Origin of the sequence: Streptomyces sp. NPDC051677, assembly GCF_044453465.1 — a bacterium.
Taxonomy (GTDB): Bacteria; Actinomycetota; Actinomycetes; order Streptomycetales; family Streptomycetaceae; genus Streptomyces.
Map to the genome: position 1 here is coordinate 142220 of NZ_JBITCT010000022.1, position 18532 is coordinate 160751.

An 18532-nucleotide genomic window follows, 5' to 3' on the forward strand; every position below is an offset into this window, starting at 1 on the left:
TCAGTCCGCAATCGGGGTGTAGACGGAGTTCTTCTCGGCGCTCTCCTCGACGGCCGCCAGGACGCGCTGCACCTGCAGCCCGTCGGCGAAGGAGGGTTCGGGGCGGCTGCCCTCGGCGACGGCATGGACCAGGTCGCGGGCCTGGTGGACGAAGCTGTGCTCGTAGCCGAGGCCGTGCCCCGGCGGCCACCAGGCGTCCAGGTAGGGGTGGTCGGGTTCGGTGACGAGGATGCGGCGGAAGCCGGCGTGGGTGCCGGGTTCGGTGGCGTCGTGGAACCAGAGCTCGTTGAGGCGCTCCAGGTCGAAGCTCAACGAGCCGCGCTCGCCGTTGAGTTCGAGCCGCAACGCGTTCTTGCGTCCGGTGGCGAACCGGGTCGCCTCGAAGGAGGCGAGCGCCCCGGAGGCGAAGCGGCCGGTGAACAGGGCGGCGTCGTCGACGGTGACCGTGCCGGTGCGGGTGTCGGCGCCGTCGGTGGACGTCGCGCCCAGGCCGCTCGTCGGCCCGTCGGGCAGCGGCCGCTGCCGTACGAAGGTCTCGGTGATCGCGGAGACGCCGGCGAGCCGCTCCCCCGCCAGGTGCTGTGCCAGGTCGACGATGTGCGCGCCCAGGTCGCCGAGCGCGCCGGAACCCGCCCGTTCCCTGCGCAGTCGCCAGGTCAGCGGGAAGTCCGGGTCCACGAGCCAATCCTGAAGGTAGGTCACCCGCACATGCCGGAGGGCGCCGATCCTGCCCTCGGCGACCATCCGCCGGGCCAGGGCGGTGGCTGGGAGGCGGCGGTAGTTGAACCCGACCATCGCCAACTGACCATGCTCGTAGGCGGTTTCGGCGGCGCGAGCCATGTTCTCGGCTTCCTCGACGGTGTTGCCGAGGGGCTTCTCGCACAGCACGTGCTTGCCGGCGGCCAGCGCAGCGACGGCGATCTCGGCGTGCGAGTCGCCGGGGGTGCAGATGTCGACGAGATCGATGTCGTCCCGGGCGATCAGGGCACGCCAGTCGGTCTCGGTCGCCGCCCAGCCGTGCCGGTCGGCCGCCGCGCGCACGGCGGAGGCGTCGCGGCCGCAGATCACGGCGAGGACCGGACGGTGGGGCAGGTCGAAGACGCGGCCCGCGGTGCGCCAGCCCTGGGAGTGGGCGGCGCCCATGAACGCGTAACCGACCATCCCCACGCGGAGCGGCGGCTTGCCGGCTTCCGGTCCTGCTGACTGCTGCGGCTGTTCCATACGGTGGTCCTCCTTGTCGTGGTGGCACGGTGGGGGGTGGGACGCCGTCGGGATCCAGGGCGCGGACCGTGCGGCAGGCAGCCGGCGGGGAGCGGGTGCCGTGGTCGACCGGGGTTCGCTCAGGGCGGGGACGCTCACCGAAGCCCGGCCCACCGGATGCGCGTCTCCGGACGGCGAGCGCCTTCCTCTTGAAGCCGGCGGCCCCTGCCCTCCACCCGGGACTCCCGGCCGGAGGGCGCCGGCCGGCCGACGGAACGCCCCGCATCCGTAGCCGCATCCGCAGACCGCAGACCGCAGACCGCAGACCGCAGCGTCGGCCCGTGCCCCCGTCGAGCACAGCTGTCGCCCGCACTCGGTGGACTGTGCCGCCCGCCGGGCAGACGAGTCCTACTTGAAGCCGGTGGACATGTACTGGTCGACGTTCGTCTTGTCGACGACGGCCGAGTAGAGGGTGATCGAGGCGGGGATCTCGAACTCGGCGAGGCCGCCGACGCCCTTGCCCTGGCCGAGGGAGCGAGCGAGGTCGATCGCGGAGGCGGCCATGGTAGGCGGGTAAAGAACGGTTGCCTTCAGGACGCCGTTGTCCTGCTTGATCGCCTGGAACGCGGCGAGCGCTCCCGCGCCGCCGACCATGAGGAAGTCGTCGCGCCCGGCCTGCTCGATGGCGCGCAGCGCGCCCACGCCCTGGTCGTCGTCGTGGTTCCACAGCGCGTCGAACTTGGGCTGGGCCTGGAGGAGTTGGGCCATCTTGGCCTGTCCCGACTCGACCGTGAACTCGGCGGCCTGGCGGGCCACCTTCCTGATGTTGGGGTAGTTCTTGAGGGCGTCGTCGAAGCCTTTGGTGCGCTGCTTGGTGAGCTCCAGGTTGTCCAGCCCAGCCAGCTCGATCACGCGGGCGTCGGACTTCCCCTTGAGTTTCTCCCCGATGTAACGCCCGGCGTTGAGACCCATGCCGTAGTTGTCGCCGCCGATCCAACACCGGTACGCCTGAGGCGTGTTGAAGATCCTGTCGAGGTTGACGACCGGGATGCCCGCGCGCATCGCCTTCAGGCCGACCTGGGTGAGAGCCTTGCCGTCGGCGGGCAGCACGACCAGGACGTCGACCTTCTTGTTGATGAGGGTCTCGATCTGACCGATCTGCTGGGCGGTGTCGTTCGAGCCCTCGGTGATCTCCAGGGTCACGTCGGAGTACTTCTTCGCGCGGCTCTCGGCGTTGTCGTTGATGGCGTTGAGCCAGCCGTGGTCGGCCTGGGGTCCGGCGAAGCCGATGGTGACCTTCTTGCCGGGCTTGTCGTCGGCGGCCGGCTGGTCGTTCGCGGCCGGCTCTTCGTCCTTGGAATCGTTGCTGGTGCAACCCGCGAGGAAGGTTCCGGCGGAGACGGCGGCTGCCCCGAAGAGCATTCCTCTGCGACTGGTGAAGCGGTTCGGATAAGACGTCGGCTCTGGCATGGCGGTGAACCCTTTCCTCAGGTCGTGCTCGCGGTACGGCGCTGGACCAGCACGGCGGCGACGATGATCGCGCCCTTGGCGATCTGCTGTACGTCGCTCTGCAGGTTGTTCAGGGCGAAGATGTTGGTGATCGTGGTGAAGATCAGTACGCCGAGCACGGAGCCGGTGATGGTGCCGCGCCCGCCGCTGAGCAGCGTGCCGCCGATGATCGCGGCCGCGATGGCGTCGAGCTCGTAGAGGTTGCCGTTGGTGTTCTGGCCCGAGCCGGACAGGATGATCAGCAGAAAGGCGGCGATGCCGCAGCACAGTCCGGACAGCAGGTAGAGGTAGAGCCGTTGGCGGCGTACGTCGATGCCGGCGAGCCGGGCGGCCTCCGCGTTGCCGCCGACGGCGACCGTGCGGCGACCGAAGGTGGTGCGGTTCAGCACCAGCCAGCCGATGACCGTCACGATCGCGAAGACGATCACGAGGGGCGGGACGCCGAGCACATAGGCGTCGCGCTCGCCGAGGTCGAGGATGCCGTCGATCGTCACGATCTGCGTCCGGCCGTCCGTGATCTGCAGCGCCAGCCCGCGGGCGGAGGCCAGCATGGCGAGCGTCGCGATGAACGGCACCATCCCGCCGTAGGCGATGAGCAGTCCGTTGACCAGGCCGCAGCCCACGCCGACGATCACCGCGGTGAAGAGGACGCCCGCGAAACCGTACTCCTGGGTGGCGACCGTGGTGGCCCACACCGACGAGAGAGCGACGATCGCGCCGACCGAGAGGTCGATGCCGCCGGAGGTGATGACGAAGGTCATGCCGACGGTCACCACCCCGATCACCGAGGCCTGGGTGAGGACGAGTTGGAGGTTGCGGGTGTCGAGGAACTCGTCCGGTTTGGTGATCCCGCCGATGACGACGAGCGCGGCGAGCACACCGAGCAGGGAGAGGGTGCGCAGGTCGGCGCGGGCGACCACGGTGCGCCAGGCGGGGAGTGGGATCTGCGGCACCTTGTCGGTGCTGTCGCGCGGTGGGGAGACGGGCTGCGTCATGACGCCGGGCTTCCTTCCATGACGAGATCGAGTACGCGGTGTTCGTCCAGCTCACGGGCGGGCGCCGTGTGGACGACGTGGCCTTCGCGGAGCACCAGCACGCGGTCGGCGAGGCCGAGCACCTCGGGGACCTCGCTGGAGACCAGCAACACGGCGAGGCCTTCGTCGGCAAGTCGACGGACGACTGCATAGAGTTCGGCGCGGGCGCCGACGTCGACGCCGCGGGTCGGCTCGTCGAGCAGCAGAACCCGGCAGCCGCGCAGCAGCCAGCGGGCCAGGACGGCCTTCTGCTGGTTGCCGCCGGACAGGGTGCGCACGGGAACGGACGGGTTGTCGGGGCGCAGGGACAGCTCACGCGTCGCGGCCTGCGCCGCCCCCCGTTCGGCGCGCCGGTCGATCCAACCCCCGCGTGAGAAACGGGACATGGAGGAGACGGAAACGTTGCGGGTGACGGACTCCAGCATCAGCAGGGCCTGCGCCTTGCGTTCCTCGGGGGCGAGCCCGAGCCCGGCCCGTACTGCGGCGCGCACACTTCCGGGGCGCAACGGCCGTCCGCCGACCAGGACTTGGCCCGCAGTGGGCTTTCGCGCTCCGTAGATCGTCTCCAGGATCTCCGAGCGCCCCGAGCCGACCAGTCCGGCGAGTCCGACGATCTCTCCGGGCCGCACGGTCAGGTCGAGGGCCGCGAACTCACCGTCCCGGGCCAGCCCCCGCACCTCCAGCACGGGCGTCCCGTCCGCGGCCGCGTTGCCGGACGGGCGCTCGGGGAAGACGTACTCGACGTTGCGTCCCGTCATGAGCGCCACGACCTCACGGGTCGGCGTCGTTTTCGCGGGCAGTCCGCCCGCCACCGCCCGTCCGTCCTTCAGCACGGTCACGCGGTCGCCGATCCGCCGGATCTCCTCCAGGCGGTGCGAGATGTACACGACGGCCACTCCGTCGGCGGTCAGGTCGCTGACGATGCGGAACAGGTTGTCGACCTCGTCGGGGTCGAGGGCGGCTGACGGTTCGTCCATCACGATGAGCCGTACGTCGTGCGAGAGGGCCCGTGCCATGGAGACGATCTGCTGCTGAGCCGCCGACAACTCGCCCACGAGCCGGGTGGGATCGATCTCCGGATGTCCAAGTCGCTTCAGCAGGGCGGCTGTTGAGGCTCGCGCCGCCTTGCCCCGTACGACGAAGCCGACCGCCGTGGGTTCATGGCCCAGGTGGACGTTCTCCGCCACCGACAGGTGCTCCACCAGGTCGAGTTCCTGGTAGATGGTGGCGATGCCGAGGCGCATGGCCGCGATCGGGGAACGCAGGGTGACGGGGTCGCCCTGCCAGCGGATGACCCCGCCGTCGGGCTGGTGGGCGCCGGCCAGGATCTTGATGAGGGTGGATTTGCCGGCGCCGTTCTGGCCGAGCAGACAGTGCACCTCGCCGGCCTGGACGTCGAGGTCGACGCCGTCCAACGCCCGTACTCCGGGAAAGGACTTGGTGATGTCGGACATGCTGAGCAGCGGTGACAGTGATGCCATGTGGGTTCCCCTCGGCGGGCGTGCGGGCCGGAGTCAGGGCAGAACGAAGTCGTTGTTCTCAGGGCAGGACACAGCAGACAGGGCAGAACAGAAAGAATACGAAGAACAGGACAGGCTGGTCGGGGCCGTGCGGAGCAGGGCGAGGCTGGGCGCTGTGCTGGTGAACCGTGTCAACGGCGGGCTTGCGGGGATCGTGTCGGTAGCTGGCTTACGCGGGTGAGAACAGATGGTCGCTGATCAGTCGGGCCGCGCCGATCACACCGGCGGTGGGGCCCAACTCCCCCAGGACGATGGGCAGGTTGCCGGTCGCGAGCGGCAGCGACTGGCGGTACACCTGGGTGCGAATCGCGGCGAGCAGGGTGTGGCCGAGGCCGGTCACCCCACCGCCGATCACCACCAGGCCGGGGTTGAAGAACGAGACGAGTCCGGCGATGACCTGCCCGACCCGGTTGCCGCCCTCGCGGATCATCTCGATGCAGGTGGCGTCGCCCGCGGCAGCCGCGGCGGCGACGTCCACGGCGGTGAGCACGCCGTTCTCCTCCAGGCGTGCCGCGAGTTGCGCCGAGAGGCCCTGCTGGGCCGCCTCCGTCGCGTCACGGGCCACGGCCGCGCCGCTGAAGTAGGCCTCCAGGCATCCTCTGTTGCCGCAGGCGCACGGACGGCCGTCGGGCACGGCCTGGATGTGCCCGATGTCGCCCGCACTGCCGGTCGTGCCGCGGTAGACCTGACCGCCGACGACGATGCCGCAGCCGATGCCGGTGCCGATCTTGACGCAGAGGAAGTCGGCCACGGTGCGGGCGACGCCCGCGTGCTGCTCCCCCATCGCCATGAGGTTCACGTCGTTGTCGACCATGACCGGGCAGCCGAGTTCCTGGCTGAGCGCCTCCCGCACGGGGAAGCCGTCCCAGCCCGGCATGATCGGCGGCGCGACCGGCACACCCTCGGGGAAACGAACCGGACCGGGTACCCCGATGCCGGCGCCGTCGAAGCCCTCGGCGAGTCCCGTCGCCCTCAACTTCGCGGCCATGGACAGGACTTGCTCGAAGACCGCGACCGGTCCCTCACGTACGTCGAGGGGTTGGTTGAGGTGTCCGAGGGTCTCCAGTTCGGCGTTGGTGACGGCGACGTCGACCGACGTCGCGCCGATGTCGACGCCGAGCAGGCGCAGCCCGGGGTTGAGCCGGACGTTGTGTGAACGGCGGCCACCGCGCGAGGCGGCGAGTCCGTCGGCCACGACCAGCCCCGTCTCCAGGAGCCGGTCCACCTCCACGGCCAGCTTGGACCGGGACAGATCGACCCGATCACCCAGCTGGGCACGGGAGTTGGGGCCGCTGTCCCGCAACAGTTTGAGCAGGCGGGCCTGGTGAGCGTTCGCGGGTCGTGCCGTCATGCGTCTCACGAACCCCTCCCCGCCTCAATTCGGCCACCAGTATCGGGCTTTCGAAGGGAACGTAGCAGCGGCTGCCGAACCTGGGAAGAAGCTGTGCACAGATTGCTGCCAACTTTCTCCACTCACAGGACAAAGCAGAGTGGCGGCACCCCGGGATGGGATCGGGCAGCGGTGGAGGGAGGGCTCAGGACTTGGCGCGGGCGTGATACGAGCGCCGGGTGTGCTCGGTGTGCTCCCGCATCAGCCGGGTCGCCGACTGCTCGTCATGAGCGACGATCGCGGCGATCAGTTCGCGGTGCTCCTCCCAGGACTGGTGGCCGCGCTGCCGGGCGATCGGCGTGTAGTACCAGCGCACCCGGCGGTCGACCTGGGCCGCCAGCTCGGCGAGGACCGCGTTGCCCGCGATCTCCATGATCTTGGCGTGGAAACGGGCGTTCAGGGCGACGGCGGCGTCCACGTCGTCCTCGGCGACGGCCTGCATCCCCTGGGCCTGGATCTCGTCCAGGGCCTCGATGCCCGCCTTGTCCGCGTGCGCGGCGGCGAGCCGTGCGGCTTCGGCCTCCAACAGCGTGCGAACGGTGAGGAGTTGGTCCGCCTCCTCCTCGGTCGGCTCGTGCACGAACGCGCCCTGGGCGGGCCGGAGGTCCACCCACCCCTCGGTGTTCAGCCGCTGCAGCGCCTCCCGCACCGGCTGCCGCGAGACGCCGAGGTGCGTGGCGAGCTCGCTCTCGACAAGGTGCTGGCCGGGCTGGAGGGCGCGGGTGGTGATGAGTTCGAGCAGTGCCTCGTAGACGCGGTCGCGCAGCGGGCCGGGCCGTTCGAGCTTGGGCACCGCACCCTGTGGCAGTCCTGGCGACAACATCGGTCGGTCCCCCTCCTGGGCAACACCGGGCAACCGCGCCCCGAAAGCCCCGTATCGATTGACGTGTCGGCCCTCTGCAGCCGCCGCTCGGCCGGCTACGGGCGGGGGGCGGCTGTCTACAGCCGAGTATCGATTGTCTTTCGTCTACAGTCTACGGCGCACAGTGGACCAGCCCGGGGCACGGTCGATCGCGTCACACTGCGGCGCGGCCGCGCGGCGCGAGCGGCCCGCCCCGGCCCTCCCGCTCACGGGCAGCGCACGACCTGGCCCGCGTACGACAGGTTGCCGCCGAAGCCGAACAGCAGCACCGGGTCGCCCGTGGAGACGGAACCCTGCTCGACGAGCTTGGAGAAGGCCAGCGGGATGCTGGCGGCGGAGGTGTTGCCCGATTCGGTGACGTCGCGTGCGACGACCGCGTTGACGGCGCCGATCTTCTGCGCGAGGGGTTCGATGATGCGCAGGTTCGCCTGGTGCAGGACGACGGCGGCGAGGTCCTCGGGAGTGAGTCCGGCCCGCTCGCAGGCCTGTCGCGCCAGGGGCGGCAGTTGGGTGGTGGCCCAGCGGTAGACGCTCTGCCCTTCCTGCGCGAACCGCGCCGGCTGCCCCTCGATGCGCACGGCGTGGCCCATCTCGGGCACCGAGCCCCACAGCACGGGCGCGATGCCGGGCTCGACCCCGTCGGGGCAGGCTTCGACCACGGCCGCGCCCGCGCCGTCGCCGACGAGCACGCAGGTGGTGCGGTCGCTCCAGTCGGTCACCTCGGACATCTTGTCGGCGCCGATGACCAGGGCGCGGGTCGCCGCGCCCGCACGGACGGTGTGGTCGGCGGTGGCCAGCGCATGGGTGAAGCCGGCGCAGACGACATTGACGTCCATCGCGGCCGGCTGCGGAATGCCGAGCCGGGCGGCGACCCGGGCGGCCATGTTGGGCGAGCGGTCGACGGCCGTGGAGGTCGCGACCAGCACCAGGTCGATGTCGGCCGGTGTGAGGCCGGCCGAGGCGAGCGCCTTGGCGGCGGCGTGCGCGGCCAGCTCGTCCACGGGCTCGTCGGGGCCGGCGATGTGGCGCGTGCGGATGCCCACCCGGCTCCTGATCCACTCGTCACTCGTGTCGACCAGGCCCGCCAGGTCCTCGTTGGTGAGCACCTTGGCGGGCTGGTAGTGGCCGACGGCGGCGATGCGCGAGCCGTTCATTGGGGGGTCCCCCTCGTTGCCTTGGGTAGCGGGATCCTCCAGTCTGATCAGTGACTCACGGGTACGTGGGCGCGTGAAGCGACAGGAAACCGGTTCCCGGGTTGTCGGCTTCCCCATAGCCCTCGGACGCCCGAGCAACCACCGAACATCCACCCGGCGCACACGCGCCCCTCGAAAACCGTTACCCGGTGAACAACTGCGTCGCCTTCTGCACGAGCTCGTACAGCCCGTAGACGAGCGGCGCCCCCACCCACAGCCAGGCGAAGGCGATCAGCGGCCGCCGGTCAGGCTGCGGACTCGGGCTGCTGTCGTTCGACATCGGCAACCTCCTTCTGGGCGGGCACGTGGTGACGGGGGTGGACGGGACGGACGAGTTCGTTGGCGACGAAGCCGACGGCGAGCAGCCCGATCATGATGAACAGGGACAGCGTGTACAGCGACGAGCCGTGCTTTCCGGCGTCCTCCTGCCGGTCGGCGATCCAGTTCACGATCAGCGGGCCGAGCACGCCGGCCGTGGACCACGCGGTGAGCAGCCGGCCGTGGATCGCGCCGACCTGGTAGGTCCCGAACAGGTCCTTGAGGTAGGCGGGGATGGTCGCGAACCCGCCGCCGTAGAAGGAGAGGATCACCAGCGCGCACAGGACGAACAGGGGCTTCGACGAGTCGCCGATCAGCGCGATCAGCCCGTACATCAGGGCGCCGACGCCCAGGTACACCCGGTAGATGTTCTTGCGTCCGATCAGGTCGGAGGTGGACGACCAGCCGATCCGGCCGGCCATGTTCGCCGCGGACAGCAGGGCGACGAAGCCGGCGGCGGCGGACACCGAGACCGGGGTGGAGCTGTCGGCGAAGAAGTCCTTGATCATCGGCGCGGCCTTCTCCAGGATGCCGATGCCGGCGGTCACGTTCATGCAGAGCACGACCCACAGGCACCAGAACTGGGGGGTGCGCACCGCACTGCGCGCCGAGACCTGCACGCCCTCGACGGCGCTCGGCCCGCCCGCTGCCGGCCGCTCGCTGCGCGGCACCCGCACCAGCAGTACGCCCAGCGTCATGAAGACCGCGTACGAAAGCCCGTGCACGAGAAAGGCGAGCGCGATCCCGGAGCTGTCGGAGCCGAACGACTCCAGCATCTGCGCCGACCAGGGCGAGGCGATCAGCGCGCCGCCGCCGAAGCCCATGATGGCGATGCCGGTGGCCATGCCGGGACGGTCCGGGAACCACTTGATCAGTGTGGAGACGGGTGAGATGTAACCGATGCCGAGACCGATTCCGCCGACGAAGCCGTAGCCGAGGACGATCAGCCAGTACTGCTCGGTGGCGGCGCCGAGCGCGGAGATCAGGAAGCCGGACGAGAAGCAGACCAGGGCGACGGTCATCGCCCAGCGCGGCCCGTTGCGCTCCACCAGCGTGCCGCCGAAGGCCGCGGACAGGCCGAGCATGACGATGGCGAGCTGGAAGGGAAGCGCGCTCTGCGTGCCGCTGAGGTCGAGCGCGGACTCCAGCGGCGGCTTGAACACGGACCATGCGTAGGCCTGGCCGATGGAGAGATGGACCGAGAGCGCGGCCGGGGGGACGAGCCAGCGGCTCCAGCCGGGCGGTGCGACAGGGGGACTCATGAATCCTGAACGTTAGGAACCCACAAGGGCGTTGAGAAGGCGGCGCGTCGACAGTTTTCGGTGAACGGTATACGAGCTGCGCCGAACGGTCGGACCGACCGGTTTTTCGAAACCGCTTGCACAACCGGCGCGGGGACCGCCGCGGGCTCCGGCCCGGTGCCGCGCGCACGCGCGCACCCTTTCGGCAAGGTCCGGCGTCAGCGGCTCGACCACGCACACAAGACCGCGCTGAGTCTGGTCCGCGCACACGACTTCATCGCGCACGAAGACCTCAAGATCCGCAACATGAACAAGGCCCCCGCGCCGAAACCCGACCCCGCCCAGGCAGGCGCGTTCCTGCCCAACGGGGCCGCCGCGAAGGCCGGACTCAACAAGTCGATCAACGACGCCGGATGGGAGGTGTTCCTGACGATCCTGCACGGGAATTAGGCTGAAAGCGCCGGACGGGAAGTGATCGCCGTGGACCCCCGCGACACCTCCCGCACCTGCCCCGAATGCGGGCACACCGCGAAGGAGAACCGGCCCACACAGGAAAGGTTCCACTGCGTCTCATGCGGCCACACCGCGCACGCCGACACGGTGGGCGCTCTCAACGTTCTACGGGCCGGGCTGGTCCGTCGCTACGCCAACCCGGCGTAACGAGAAGCCCCCGGCTTCAGCCGGGGGAGGAGTCACGTGCAGGACAATGAGATCGTGAAGGTGACGTCACCGCACGACAACCCGGTGACGCACGGCAATCTCTGCATCAAGGGCCGCTTCGGCTACCAGCACGTACAGAACCGGGGCTGATGACGACATGGGACGAGTCACCGAACGACGCAAGGTGGTCCGCATCAGGGACGGAGTGGTCTCCGCCCGGCCGGACACCCTCGTCGCCGAGGAACCACTGGAGATCCGGCTCAACGGCAAGCCGCTCGCGATCACCATGCGCACGCCCGGTGACGACTTCGCGCTGGCCGCCGGCTTCCTGGTCAGCGAAGGCGTCCTGGCCGGCGCATCGGATCTGCTGAACATCGTCTACTGTGCGGGCGCGACGGCCGACGGGTCCAACACCTACAACGTGGTCGACGTACGCACGGCCCCCGGTGTGACGATCCCCGACATCACCCTCGAGCGGAACGTCTACACCACCTCCTCCTGCGGCCTGTGCGGAAAGGCGAGCCTGGACGCGGTCCGTACGACGACCCGCTGGCCGATCGCCGACACTCCCCCGCTGCGGATCGAGCCCGAGCTGCTCGCGAGCCTCCCCGACCGGCTGCGGGCGGCCCAGCGGGTGTTCGACCGGACCGGGGGGCTCCACGCGGCGGCCCTGTTCTCGGAGGACGGCGAGCTGCTCGACGTCCGGGAGGACGTGGGCCGGCACAACGCGGTCGACAAGCTGGTCGGCCGCGCCCTGCAGGGCGGGGACCTGCCGCTGTCCCGGGCGATCCTGCTGGTCTCGGGGCGGGCCTCGTTCGAGCTGGCGCAGAAGGCCGTGATGGCGGGCATCCCGGTGCTCGCCGCGGTCTCGGCGCCCTCCTCGCTGGCGGTGGACCTGGCCGCGGAGACCGGGCTGACCCTGGTGGGCTTCCTGCGAGGCAGTTCCATGAACGTGTACGCGGGTGAGGACCGCATCACCCTGCGGACCGCGGCCGCCCGGGGCTGACCCGGTTCCCCGCTGCACGGCGGCGGGGCCCGACCGGCGGGGAGCGCCCCCTGCGCCGCAGGGGCCCCGCCTCGGCCCACCGCACGTTTCCGTGCCGCCCCTGCCCCTCGTGAGCCGCTCCCGCCTCAGGCGGTCATGAACCGAACCTCGGCCGCGCGCACCACCGTCCCCAGCCGGGGGAAGTCCAGTTTCACCGACGCCTCGTGCTCGGCTTCGGTGAGAGCGGACATCGCGTCCTCGACGAAGAGCAGGTCGTAGCCGAGGTCGCCGGCGGCACGGGCGGTGGACTCGACGCCGAGGTTGGTGGCGATGCCGCCGAACACGAGCGTGGTGACGCCGAGTTCACGGAGACGGTCGTCCAGTCCGGTCCCCTGGAAGGCGCCGATGGTGCGCTTGACGATCTCCAGGTCGCCTTCCTGGAGCAGCCCTTGGACCAGACCGCTGCCGGGCGGCTGCTCGGCGACCCCCGGGCGCTCGACGCGGACGAGGACGACGGGGCCGCCCGCCGAGCGGAACTCGGCGGCCAACTCCTCGGCGACGGACAGCACTTCGGTCCCCTTACGGGGCTCCAGGGGCAGCGCGACGATGCGGTCCATCAGGTCGACGAGGACAAGGGCGGTGTGCGCGGGGACGAGCGCGAGCGGTGCGGTCATGACGGAACGTTATCCACCGTCAGCCCTCCGTGCCGGAAATCCGGGTCAACAGGCCCAAGAACCGGTCCCGCTCGGCCGCCGAGAGCGGGGCGAGCAGGGCGTCGTTCGCCTCCCGAGCGGCCGTCTCACAGCGCTGGAGCAGTTGTCGGCCCTCCTCGGTGAGCGACACGGCGTTCTTCCGACGGTCACCGGGATCCGGAGCGCGCACGGCGAGGCCCGCGGACTGCAGGTCGTTGAGGATGCCGACCAGGTCCTTGGGGTCGAGTCCGACACTGCGCCCGAGGTCGGCCTGAGCGACGGGGGCGAGATCGCGGACGGCGGAGAGCACGACGTGGTGCCACATCTTCAGGCCCTCGACGGCAAGAGCGTCGGCGACCAGGGCGCGGCCGCGTGCGGCGGCCCGACCGAGGAGCCAGCTGGGGAGAGAGCGGATGGCGGCGAGGGGCGCTTCGGACATGTCCCCAGCCTACCGAACTCATTGGACTTCCCAACGACCTCCTGGATATCGTTGGGAGTCCCAACGAATTCTGGAGGTGCGATGCGTCGCGTCCGGTACGACTCCATCGGCGGACCGCTGTTCCTGGAGGAGGCGCCCGTCCCCGAGCCCGGCCCGGGCGAACTCCTCGTACGCTGCGCGGCGATCGGCGTGACCCTGCCCGTCGTCCGCAAGGTCACCGAGGGCACGGAACCGATTTCGCTCGGCGGCGAGATCGCCGGGGAGGTCGTGGCCGTCGGGCCCGGGGTCGCCGGATTCCGGGTCGGCGAGCGCGTGACGGGCCTGTGCTTCGGTCACGGCTACGCCGACTTCGCGCTCCTGAACGAGGCCATGGCATCCCCCGTCCCGGAGGACGCGAGCGCGGTCGACGCCGTCGCCCTCGTGCGCAGCGGCCTGGTCGCGCTGGGCGCCCTCACGGCCGCGCGGCCCGAGCCCGGCGAGGCTGCCCTCGTCACCGCGGCGGCGAGCGGGGTCGGCCACCTCGCCGTGCAGCTGGCGCGCACGCGCGGCGCGGCCCGGGTCGTGGGCGCCGTGTCCGACCCGGCGAAGTCCGACTTCGTGGGCGCAGTGGGCGCCGACGACGTCATCGCCTACGACCGCGCCGACTGGGGAGCCCCCGTCGACTACGTCCTGGACGCCGTCGGCGGCGCGTTGCTCACCCCCGCCGTCGCGGCCCTCGCTCCCGGCGGGCGACTCGTGGCCTACAGCTCGGGCGGCGGGACGATCCGGGCGTACGACCTGCTGGTGGGTGCGAAGTCCGTGATCGGCTTCCAGATGGCCCACGTCGCGCGCGGGAGGCCGGAGGTGTACGAGCGGTGGCGGCAGGAGCTGTGGCAGCTGTTCGCGGAGGGGACGCTGAAGCCGGCCGTCCACCGGGAATTCGGCCTGGAGGACGCCGCCGAGGCACACGAGACGATCGAGTCACGGAGCAATCTGGGGAAGGTGGTTCTGGTGCCGTGAGCTGGAGGTCGTCGGCAGCCAGTGGTTCGGTGGACCGCTCGTCCGCTCTCGGCCTCTCCCGCCGACGGCCGTCTCACGCCCTGGCCCGGGCCCGCTCGTCAAGACGTTCCCCCGAGGCCTGAAGCGGATCCCGTGCCCGACGTTTGGCGATGACGGCGCACACCATGAGCTGCATCTGGTGGAAGAGCATCAGCGGCAGTACGGCGAGGGAGGCGTGCGCGCCGAACAGGACGCTCGCCATGGGCAGTCCGGAGGCGAGGGACTTCTTCGAGCCGGCGAACTGGATGGCGATGCGGTCCTCACGATCGAACCGCAGCGCCTTGCCGCCGTACCAGGTCAGGGTCAGCATCACCGCGAGCAGCACGGCCTCGACGACGAGCAGTCCGCCCAGTCGTACGGCGCTGACCTGGTGCCAGATGCCCTGGACCATGCCCTCGCTGAACGCGGTGTAGACGACGAGGAGGATCGAGCCGCGGTCGACCAGTCCCAGCACCTTCTTGTGCCGGGCGACGAAGCCGCCGATCCAGCGGCGCAGCAGTTGCCCCGCGAGGAACGGCACGAGCAGTTGCAGCACGATCTCGACGAGCGAGTCGGCGGAGAAGCCGCCGCCGCTGCTGCCGAGCAGGGCCGCCGCAAGCAGCGGGGTGACGACGATGCCGACCAGCGAGGAGAAGGAGCCCGCACAGATCGCGGCGGGCACGTTGCCGCGGGCGATGGAGGTGAAGGCGATCGACGACTGGATCGTCGACGGGACGAGGGCGAGGAAGAGCAGCCCCTGGTAGAGCGGGTGGGTGAGGAACACCGGGACGAGGCCGCGCGCGGCCAGGCCCAGCAGCGGGAAGACCACGAAAGTGCAGGCCAGGACGGTCACATGGAGTCGCCAGTGTTTCAGTCCGTCCAGCGCCTCACGGGTGGACAGGCGGGCGCCGTACAGAAAGAAGAGGAAGGCGATCGCGGCCGTGGAGGCGCCGGAGGCCACGTCGGCGGCGGTGCCGCGGGCCGGGAACAGCGCCGCGAGCCCGACGGTCCCGAGCAACAGCAGGATGTAGGGGTCGACCGGCATCCAACTCGGCCAGTGCAGGCGTTTCACGGTGCTCCACGTGCGGTTCGATGGGCTTGCGTCCGGGCCCGGAGGGCCCCTCTCCATCGTCCTCCCGCGCACCGTGATCGGGAATCTGGCATACCGCTCTCACTGTCATCGCGAATCGCGATGACAACGGTTACTGTGGCGGGCGTGTACGAACCCTCCCATCTGCGCACCTTCCTCGCCGTCGCCCAGACGCTGAGTTTCACGCAGGCCGCGCGGCGGCTCGGGCTGCGCCAGTCCACCGTCAGCCAGCATGTGCGGCGCCTGGAGGACGCGACGGGCCGGGCGCTGTTCACCCGGGACACGCACTCCGTGGAGCTCACGGAGGACGGCGAGGCGATGCTCGGCTTCGCGCGCCGGATCCTGGACGTGCACGAACAGGCCACGGCCTTCTTCACCGGCACCCGGCTACGCGGCCGGCTGCGCTTCGGCGCCTCGGAGGACTTCGTCCTGACCCGGCTCCCGGAGATCCTGGAGGGCTTCCGCCACGACCACCCCGAGGTCGACCTGGAACTGACGGTGGAGCTGTCGGGCACCCTGCACGAGCAGCTGGCCGCCGGAAAACTGGACCTGGTGCTGGCCAAGCGGCGCCCCGAGGATCCGCGGGGCGAGCTGGTGTGGCACGACCGGCTGGTGTGGATCGGCGCGGAGCGGCTGCGTCTGGACGCCGAGCGTCCGGTTCCGCTGATCGTCTTCCCGCCGCCGGGCATCACCCGGGCGCTGGCCCTGGAGGCGCTGGAGCGGCAGGGGCGGGCCTGGCGGATCGTCTGCACGAGCGGCAGCCTCAACGGCCTCATCGCGGCGGCCCGGGCGGGCCTGGGCGTGATGGCGCACTCGCGGGGCCTGATCCCGCCGGGCCTGGTGCGGATCCCGGATCGGGCGGGGCTGCCGGAACTGGGACGGGTCGACTTCGTGCTGGTGCACGGAGGCAGGCGTACGTCGGCCCAGGGCGCCGCGGACGCCCTGGCGGCGGCGATCCTGGCGGGCGGCGACCGCCTGCACCGGCGGCCGACGGCGGGGCCCGCCCGGCGCATCGACCCGCGGGAAGCACGGGAGGCCCGGGAGGCCCGGGAGGCCCGGGAGGCCCGGGAAACCCGGGAAGCCGACGAGGGCTGAACTGCGCGAGCACCCCCTGCGGTCCGCGTTCACCTGCGGCCGGAGTAACGGAATCGGACGCTCCGCCGCTGTCGGAAGAGAGGGTGAACCCGCGCCCGGGACCCATGGGGCAGGGATCGGCGACGAAGGCCGTGACGGGCCTCGGGAGGGGTCGGGCAGCGTAAGCGGTACGGGCAGATTCGGTGGAGATTACGGTGCCGAAACTTACTCAACCGTCAGCTTTCTGTCCGACCCTTCCCCATGTGAGCCCATTTTCCGGCACTGACCAGCGCAGACGAGAGCATCGCTCGCTTTCCGGCCCCCTCCCGCCCCGTCGTCGGGTGGGGTAGCTTTCACGGCGCTGTGGGGCCATGAGAAGCGGGGTACGGGTTTGCGCGAGTTCACCAACCCTCCGTTGGCGTTGGCACCGCCGGTCGGCGGTCTGGCCGACGTCGTCTTCCAACACGCCCAGGACGACCCGCAGTACATCAGCCTCGGCCGCAAGGACGAACGGGGCGAATGGCGGGACGTGACCGCCGCCGAGTTCCGCGACGAGGTGCTCGCCCTCGCCAAGGGCCTGCTCGCCCAGGGCATCCGGTTCGGCGACCGCGTCGCGATCATGTCCCGCACCCGTTACGAGTGGACGCTGTTCGACTACGCCCTGTGGACGATCGGCGCCCAGGTGGTGCCGATCTACTCGACCTCCTCCGCGGAACAGTGTTTCTGGATGCTCTACGACGCCGAGTGCACAGCCGCGGTCGTCGAGCACGAGGACCATGCGATGACGATCGCCACCGTCATCGACCGCCTCCCTCAGTTGCGGCAGCTGTGGCAGCTGGACTCGGGCTGTGTGCAGGAGCTGTACGAGGCCGGCGCCTCCATCGAGGACGACGTGGTGCACCGGCACCGCGAAGCGGTCACCCCCGACTCGACCGCGACGATCATCTACACCTCCGGTACGACGGGCCGGCCCAAGGGCTGTGTCATCTCGCACGGCAACTTCATGTTCGAGGCGGACACGGTCATCGAGCGCTGGGAGCCGGTGTTCCACTCCAAGCGGGGCGACGAGGCGGCGACCCTGCTGTTCCTGCCGCTCGCGCACGTCTTCGGGCGGATGGTGCAGATCGCGGCGATCCGCGGCAGGGTCCGCTTCGGCCACCAGCCCCAGCTGCAAGCGGCCGCCCTGCTCCCCGACCTGGCCGCCTTCCGGCCGACGTTCTTCCTGGCCGTGCCGTACATCTTCGAGAAGGTCTTCAACGCGGCCCGTCGCAAGGCGGAGCGGGAGGGCAGGGCCGGGCCGTTCGAGAAGGCCGTCGACGTGGCCGTGAACTACGCGGAGGCCATCGAGGCGAAGGCCTGGGGCACCGGCCCCGGCCCCTCGGCGGGCCTGCGCATGCAGCACCAGCTCTTCGACAAGCTCGTCTACTCCAAGGTGCGCGCGGCCATGGGCGGCCGAGTCCGGCACGCCATGTCCGGCGGCTCGGGCATGGACCGCAAGCTCGGCCTGTTCTTCGCCGGCGCGGGCGTGCAGATCTACGAGGGTTACGGCCTGACGGAGACGACCGCGGCCGCGACCGCCAACCCGCCGGGACGCACCCGGTACGGCACCGTCGGCCAGCCCATCCCGGGGATGACCGTGCACATCGCGGACGACGCCGAGATCTGGCTGCGCGGCGACAACGTGTTCCAGGGTTACCTCAACAACCCCAAGGCCACCGACGAGACCCTGCACGACGGCTGGCTGGCCACCGGCGACCTGGGTTCCCTCGACGAAGACGGTTACCTCACCATTACCGGCCGCAAGAAGGAAATCCTGGTCACCTCCGGCGGCAAGAGCGTCTCGCCGGGGCTGCTGGAGGAGCGGGTGCGCGACCATCCGCTGGTCAGCCAGTGCATCGTCGTCGGCAACGACCGGCCGTTCGTGGCCGCGCTGGTCACCCTCGACCACGAGGCCGTCGAGCACTGGCTGCAGATGCGCGGCAAACCGCAGCTGACGCCCGTCGAGCTGGTGCGCGACGCGGATCTGGAGGCGGAGGTGCGCCGGGCGGTCGTGGCGGCGAACACGCTGGTCTCGCAGGCCGAGTCGATCCGCACGTTCCGCATCCTCGCCCAGCCGTTCACCGAGGAGCACGGACTGCTGACGCCGTCGCTGAAACTGAAGCGCAAGGCGATCGAAAACGCTTACGCGAACGAGGTCGACGCGCTGTACCGCACCTAGGTCGTGTCTTCAATTGATCTTGAGTAGTGGATCATGGTCGTGTGATACGTCGCCATGAACTGTCTGATCAGGAGTGGGAGTTCCTCCGTC

At 70.5% G+C, this 18532-nt stretch carries 16 protein-coding genes and 2 pseudogenes; 6 read left to right on the forward strand and 12 right to left on the reverse strand.

Annotated features, from left to right (window positions below):
* From ACIBAF_RS25625 to ACIBAF_RS25665, 9 genes are all read right to left on the reverse strand, one after another.
* Nucleotides 1–1221, reverse strand: a complete 1221-nt coding sequence (locus ACIBAF_RS25625) for a Gfo/Idh/MocA family protein (protein WP_399465966.1) — start codon at nt 1219–1221, stop codon at nt 1–3.
* Between the two features lie 387 nt (nt 1222–1608).
* Nucleotides 1609–2670 (reverse strand): substrate-binding domain-containing protein, encoded by a 1062-nt coding sequence (locus ACIBAF_RS25630; RefSeq protein WP_399465968.1) that lies wholly within the window; start codon nt 2668–2670, stop codon nt 1609–1611.
* A gap of 17 nt (nt 2671–2687) precedes the next feature.
* Nucleotides 2688–3704 (reverse strand): ABC transporter permease, encoded by a 1017-nt coding sequence (locus ACIBAF_RS25635; protein WP_399465970.1) that lies wholly within the window; start codon nt 3702–3704, stop codon nt 2688–2690.
* Entirely contained in the window at nt 3701–5224 is a 1524-nt protein-coding gene (locus ACIBAF_RS25640) for a sugar ABC transporter ATP-binding protein (protein WP_399465972.1), read from the reverse strand. The genes ACIBAF_RS25635 and ACIBAF_RS25640 overlap by 4 nt, the downstream gene beginning before the upstream one ends.
* Nucleotides 5225–5432: 208 nt before the next feature.
* The gene (locus tag ACIBAF_RS25645) at nt 5433–6614 is read right to left on the reverse strand and encodes an ROK family protein (protein ID WP_399465974.1); all 1182 of its coding nucleotides are present in this window, start codon (nt 6612–6614) and stop codon (nt 5433–5435) included.
* 184 nt (nt 6615–6798) lie between these two features.
* Nucleotides 6799–7476, reverse strand: coding sequence for a GntR family transcriptional regulator (locus tag ACIBAF_RS25650; RefSeq protein WP_399465976.1), 678 nt, complete (start codon nt 7474–7476; stop codon nt 6799–6801).
* A gap of 245 nt (nt 7477–7721) precedes the next feature.
* On the reverse strand, nt 7722–8669 hold the full coding sequence (locus tag ACIBAF_RS25655; RefSeq protein ID WP_399465978.1) for a beta-ketoacyl-ACP synthase III: 948 nt from the start codon (nt 8667–8669) through the stop codon (nt 7722–7724).
* A gap of 181 nt (nt 8670–8850) precedes the next feature.
* Entirely contained in the window at nt 8851–8988 is a 138-nt protein-coding gene (locus ACIBAF_RS25660; protein ID WP_399465980.1) for a hypothetical protein, read from the reverse strand.
* On the reverse strand, nt 8954–10288 hold the full coding sequence (locus ACIBAF_RS25665) for an OFA family MFS transporter (protein WP_399465982.1): 1335 nt from the start codon (nt 10286–10288) through the stop codon (nt 8954–8956). The genes ACIBAF_RS25660 and ACIBAF_RS25665 overlap by 35 nt, the downstream gene beginning before the upstream one ends.
* Nucleotides 10289–10474: 186 nt before the next feature.
* On the opposite strand from ACIBAF_RS25665, the pseudogene ACIBAF_RS25670 reads away from it, so the two are divergent.
* The 3 genes and pseudogenes from ACIBAF_RS25670 to fdhD all read left to right on the forward strand — a co-directional run.
* Nucleotides 10475–10927, forward strand: a pseudogene (locus tag ACIBAF_RS25670) (RNA-guided endonuclease InsQ/TnpB family protein); the annotation flags it as partial.
* Nucleotides 10928–10960: 33 nt separating this feature from the next.
* Nucleotides 10961–11077 (forward strand): annotated as a pseudogene (locus tag ACIBAF_RS25675) (Fe-S-binding domain-containing protein); the annotation flags it as partial.
* Between the two features lie 7 nt (nt 11078–11084).
* Nucleotides 11085–11933 carry a formate dehydrogenase accessory sulfurtransferase FdhD gene (gene fdhD, locus ACIBAF_RS25680; protein WP_399465984.1) on the forward strand — a complete coding sequence of 283 codons (849 nt, stop codon included), beginning with the start codon at nt 11085–11087 and terminating at the stop codon, nt 11931–11933.
* 125 nt (nt 11934–12058) lie between these two features.
* Here the strand turns inward: fdhD and ACIBAF_RS25685 are convergent, their stop codons facing one another.
* Together ACIBAF_RS25685 and ACIBAF_RS25690 are read right to left on the reverse strand one after the other, a co-directional pair.
* The gene (locus tag ACIBAF_RS25685; RefSeq protein WP_399465986.1) at nt 12059–12586 is read right to left on the reverse strand and encodes an isochorismatase family protein; all 528 of its coding nucleotides are present in this window, start codon (nt 12584–12586) and stop codon (nt 12059–12061) included.
* A gap of 19 nt (nt 12587–12605) precedes the next feature.
* On the reverse strand, nt 12606–13043 hold the full coding sequence (locus ACIBAF_RS25690; RefSeq protein ID WP_399465988.1) for a MarR family winged helix-turn-helix transcriptional regulator: 438 nt from the start codon (nt 13041–13043) through the stop codon (nt 12606–12608).
* Between the two features lie 81 nt (nt 13044–13124).
* Between ACIBAF_RS25690 and ACIBAF_RS25695 the strand changes: the two genes are divergently transcribed.
* Nucleotides 13125–14042, forward strand: a complete 918-nt coding sequence (locus tag ACIBAF_RS25695; RefSeq protein WP_399465990.1) for a zinc-binding alcohol dehydrogenase family protein — start codon at nt 13125–13127, stop codon at nt 14040–14042.
* Nucleotides 14043–14115: 73 nt separating this feature from the next.
* Here the strand turns inward: ACIBAF_RS25695 and ACIBAF_RS25700 are convergent, their stop codons facing one another.
* Nucleotides 14116–15132 carry a bile acid:sodium symporter family protein gene (locus tag ACIBAF_RS25700; RefSeq protein ID WP_399465992.1) on the reverse strand — a complete coding sequence of 339 codons (1017 nt, stop codon included), beginning with the start codon at nt 15130–15132 and terminating at the stop codon, nt 14116–14118.
* 144 nt (nt 15133–15276) lie between these two features.
* Here ACIBAF_RS25700 and ACIBAF_RS25705 point away from each other — a divergent pair, with 144 nt between their 5' ends.
* Together ACIBAF_RS25705 and ACIBAF_RS25710 are read left to right on the forward strand one after the other, a co-directional pair.
* Nucleotides 15277–16245 (forward strand): LysR substrate-binding domain-containing protein, encoded by a 969-nt coding sequence (locus ACIBAF_RS25705; RefSeq protein WP_399465994.1) that lies wholly within the window; start codon nt 15277–15279, stop codon nt 16243–16245.
* Between the two features lie 370 nt (nt 16246–16615).
* A complete protein-coding gene (locus ACIBAF_RS25710) occupies nt 16616–18442 on the forward strand; it encodes an AMP-dependent synthetase/ligase (protein WP_399465996.1) in 1827 nt (608 codons plus the stop codon).
* Nucleotides 18443–18532: the final 90 nt, after the last annotated feature.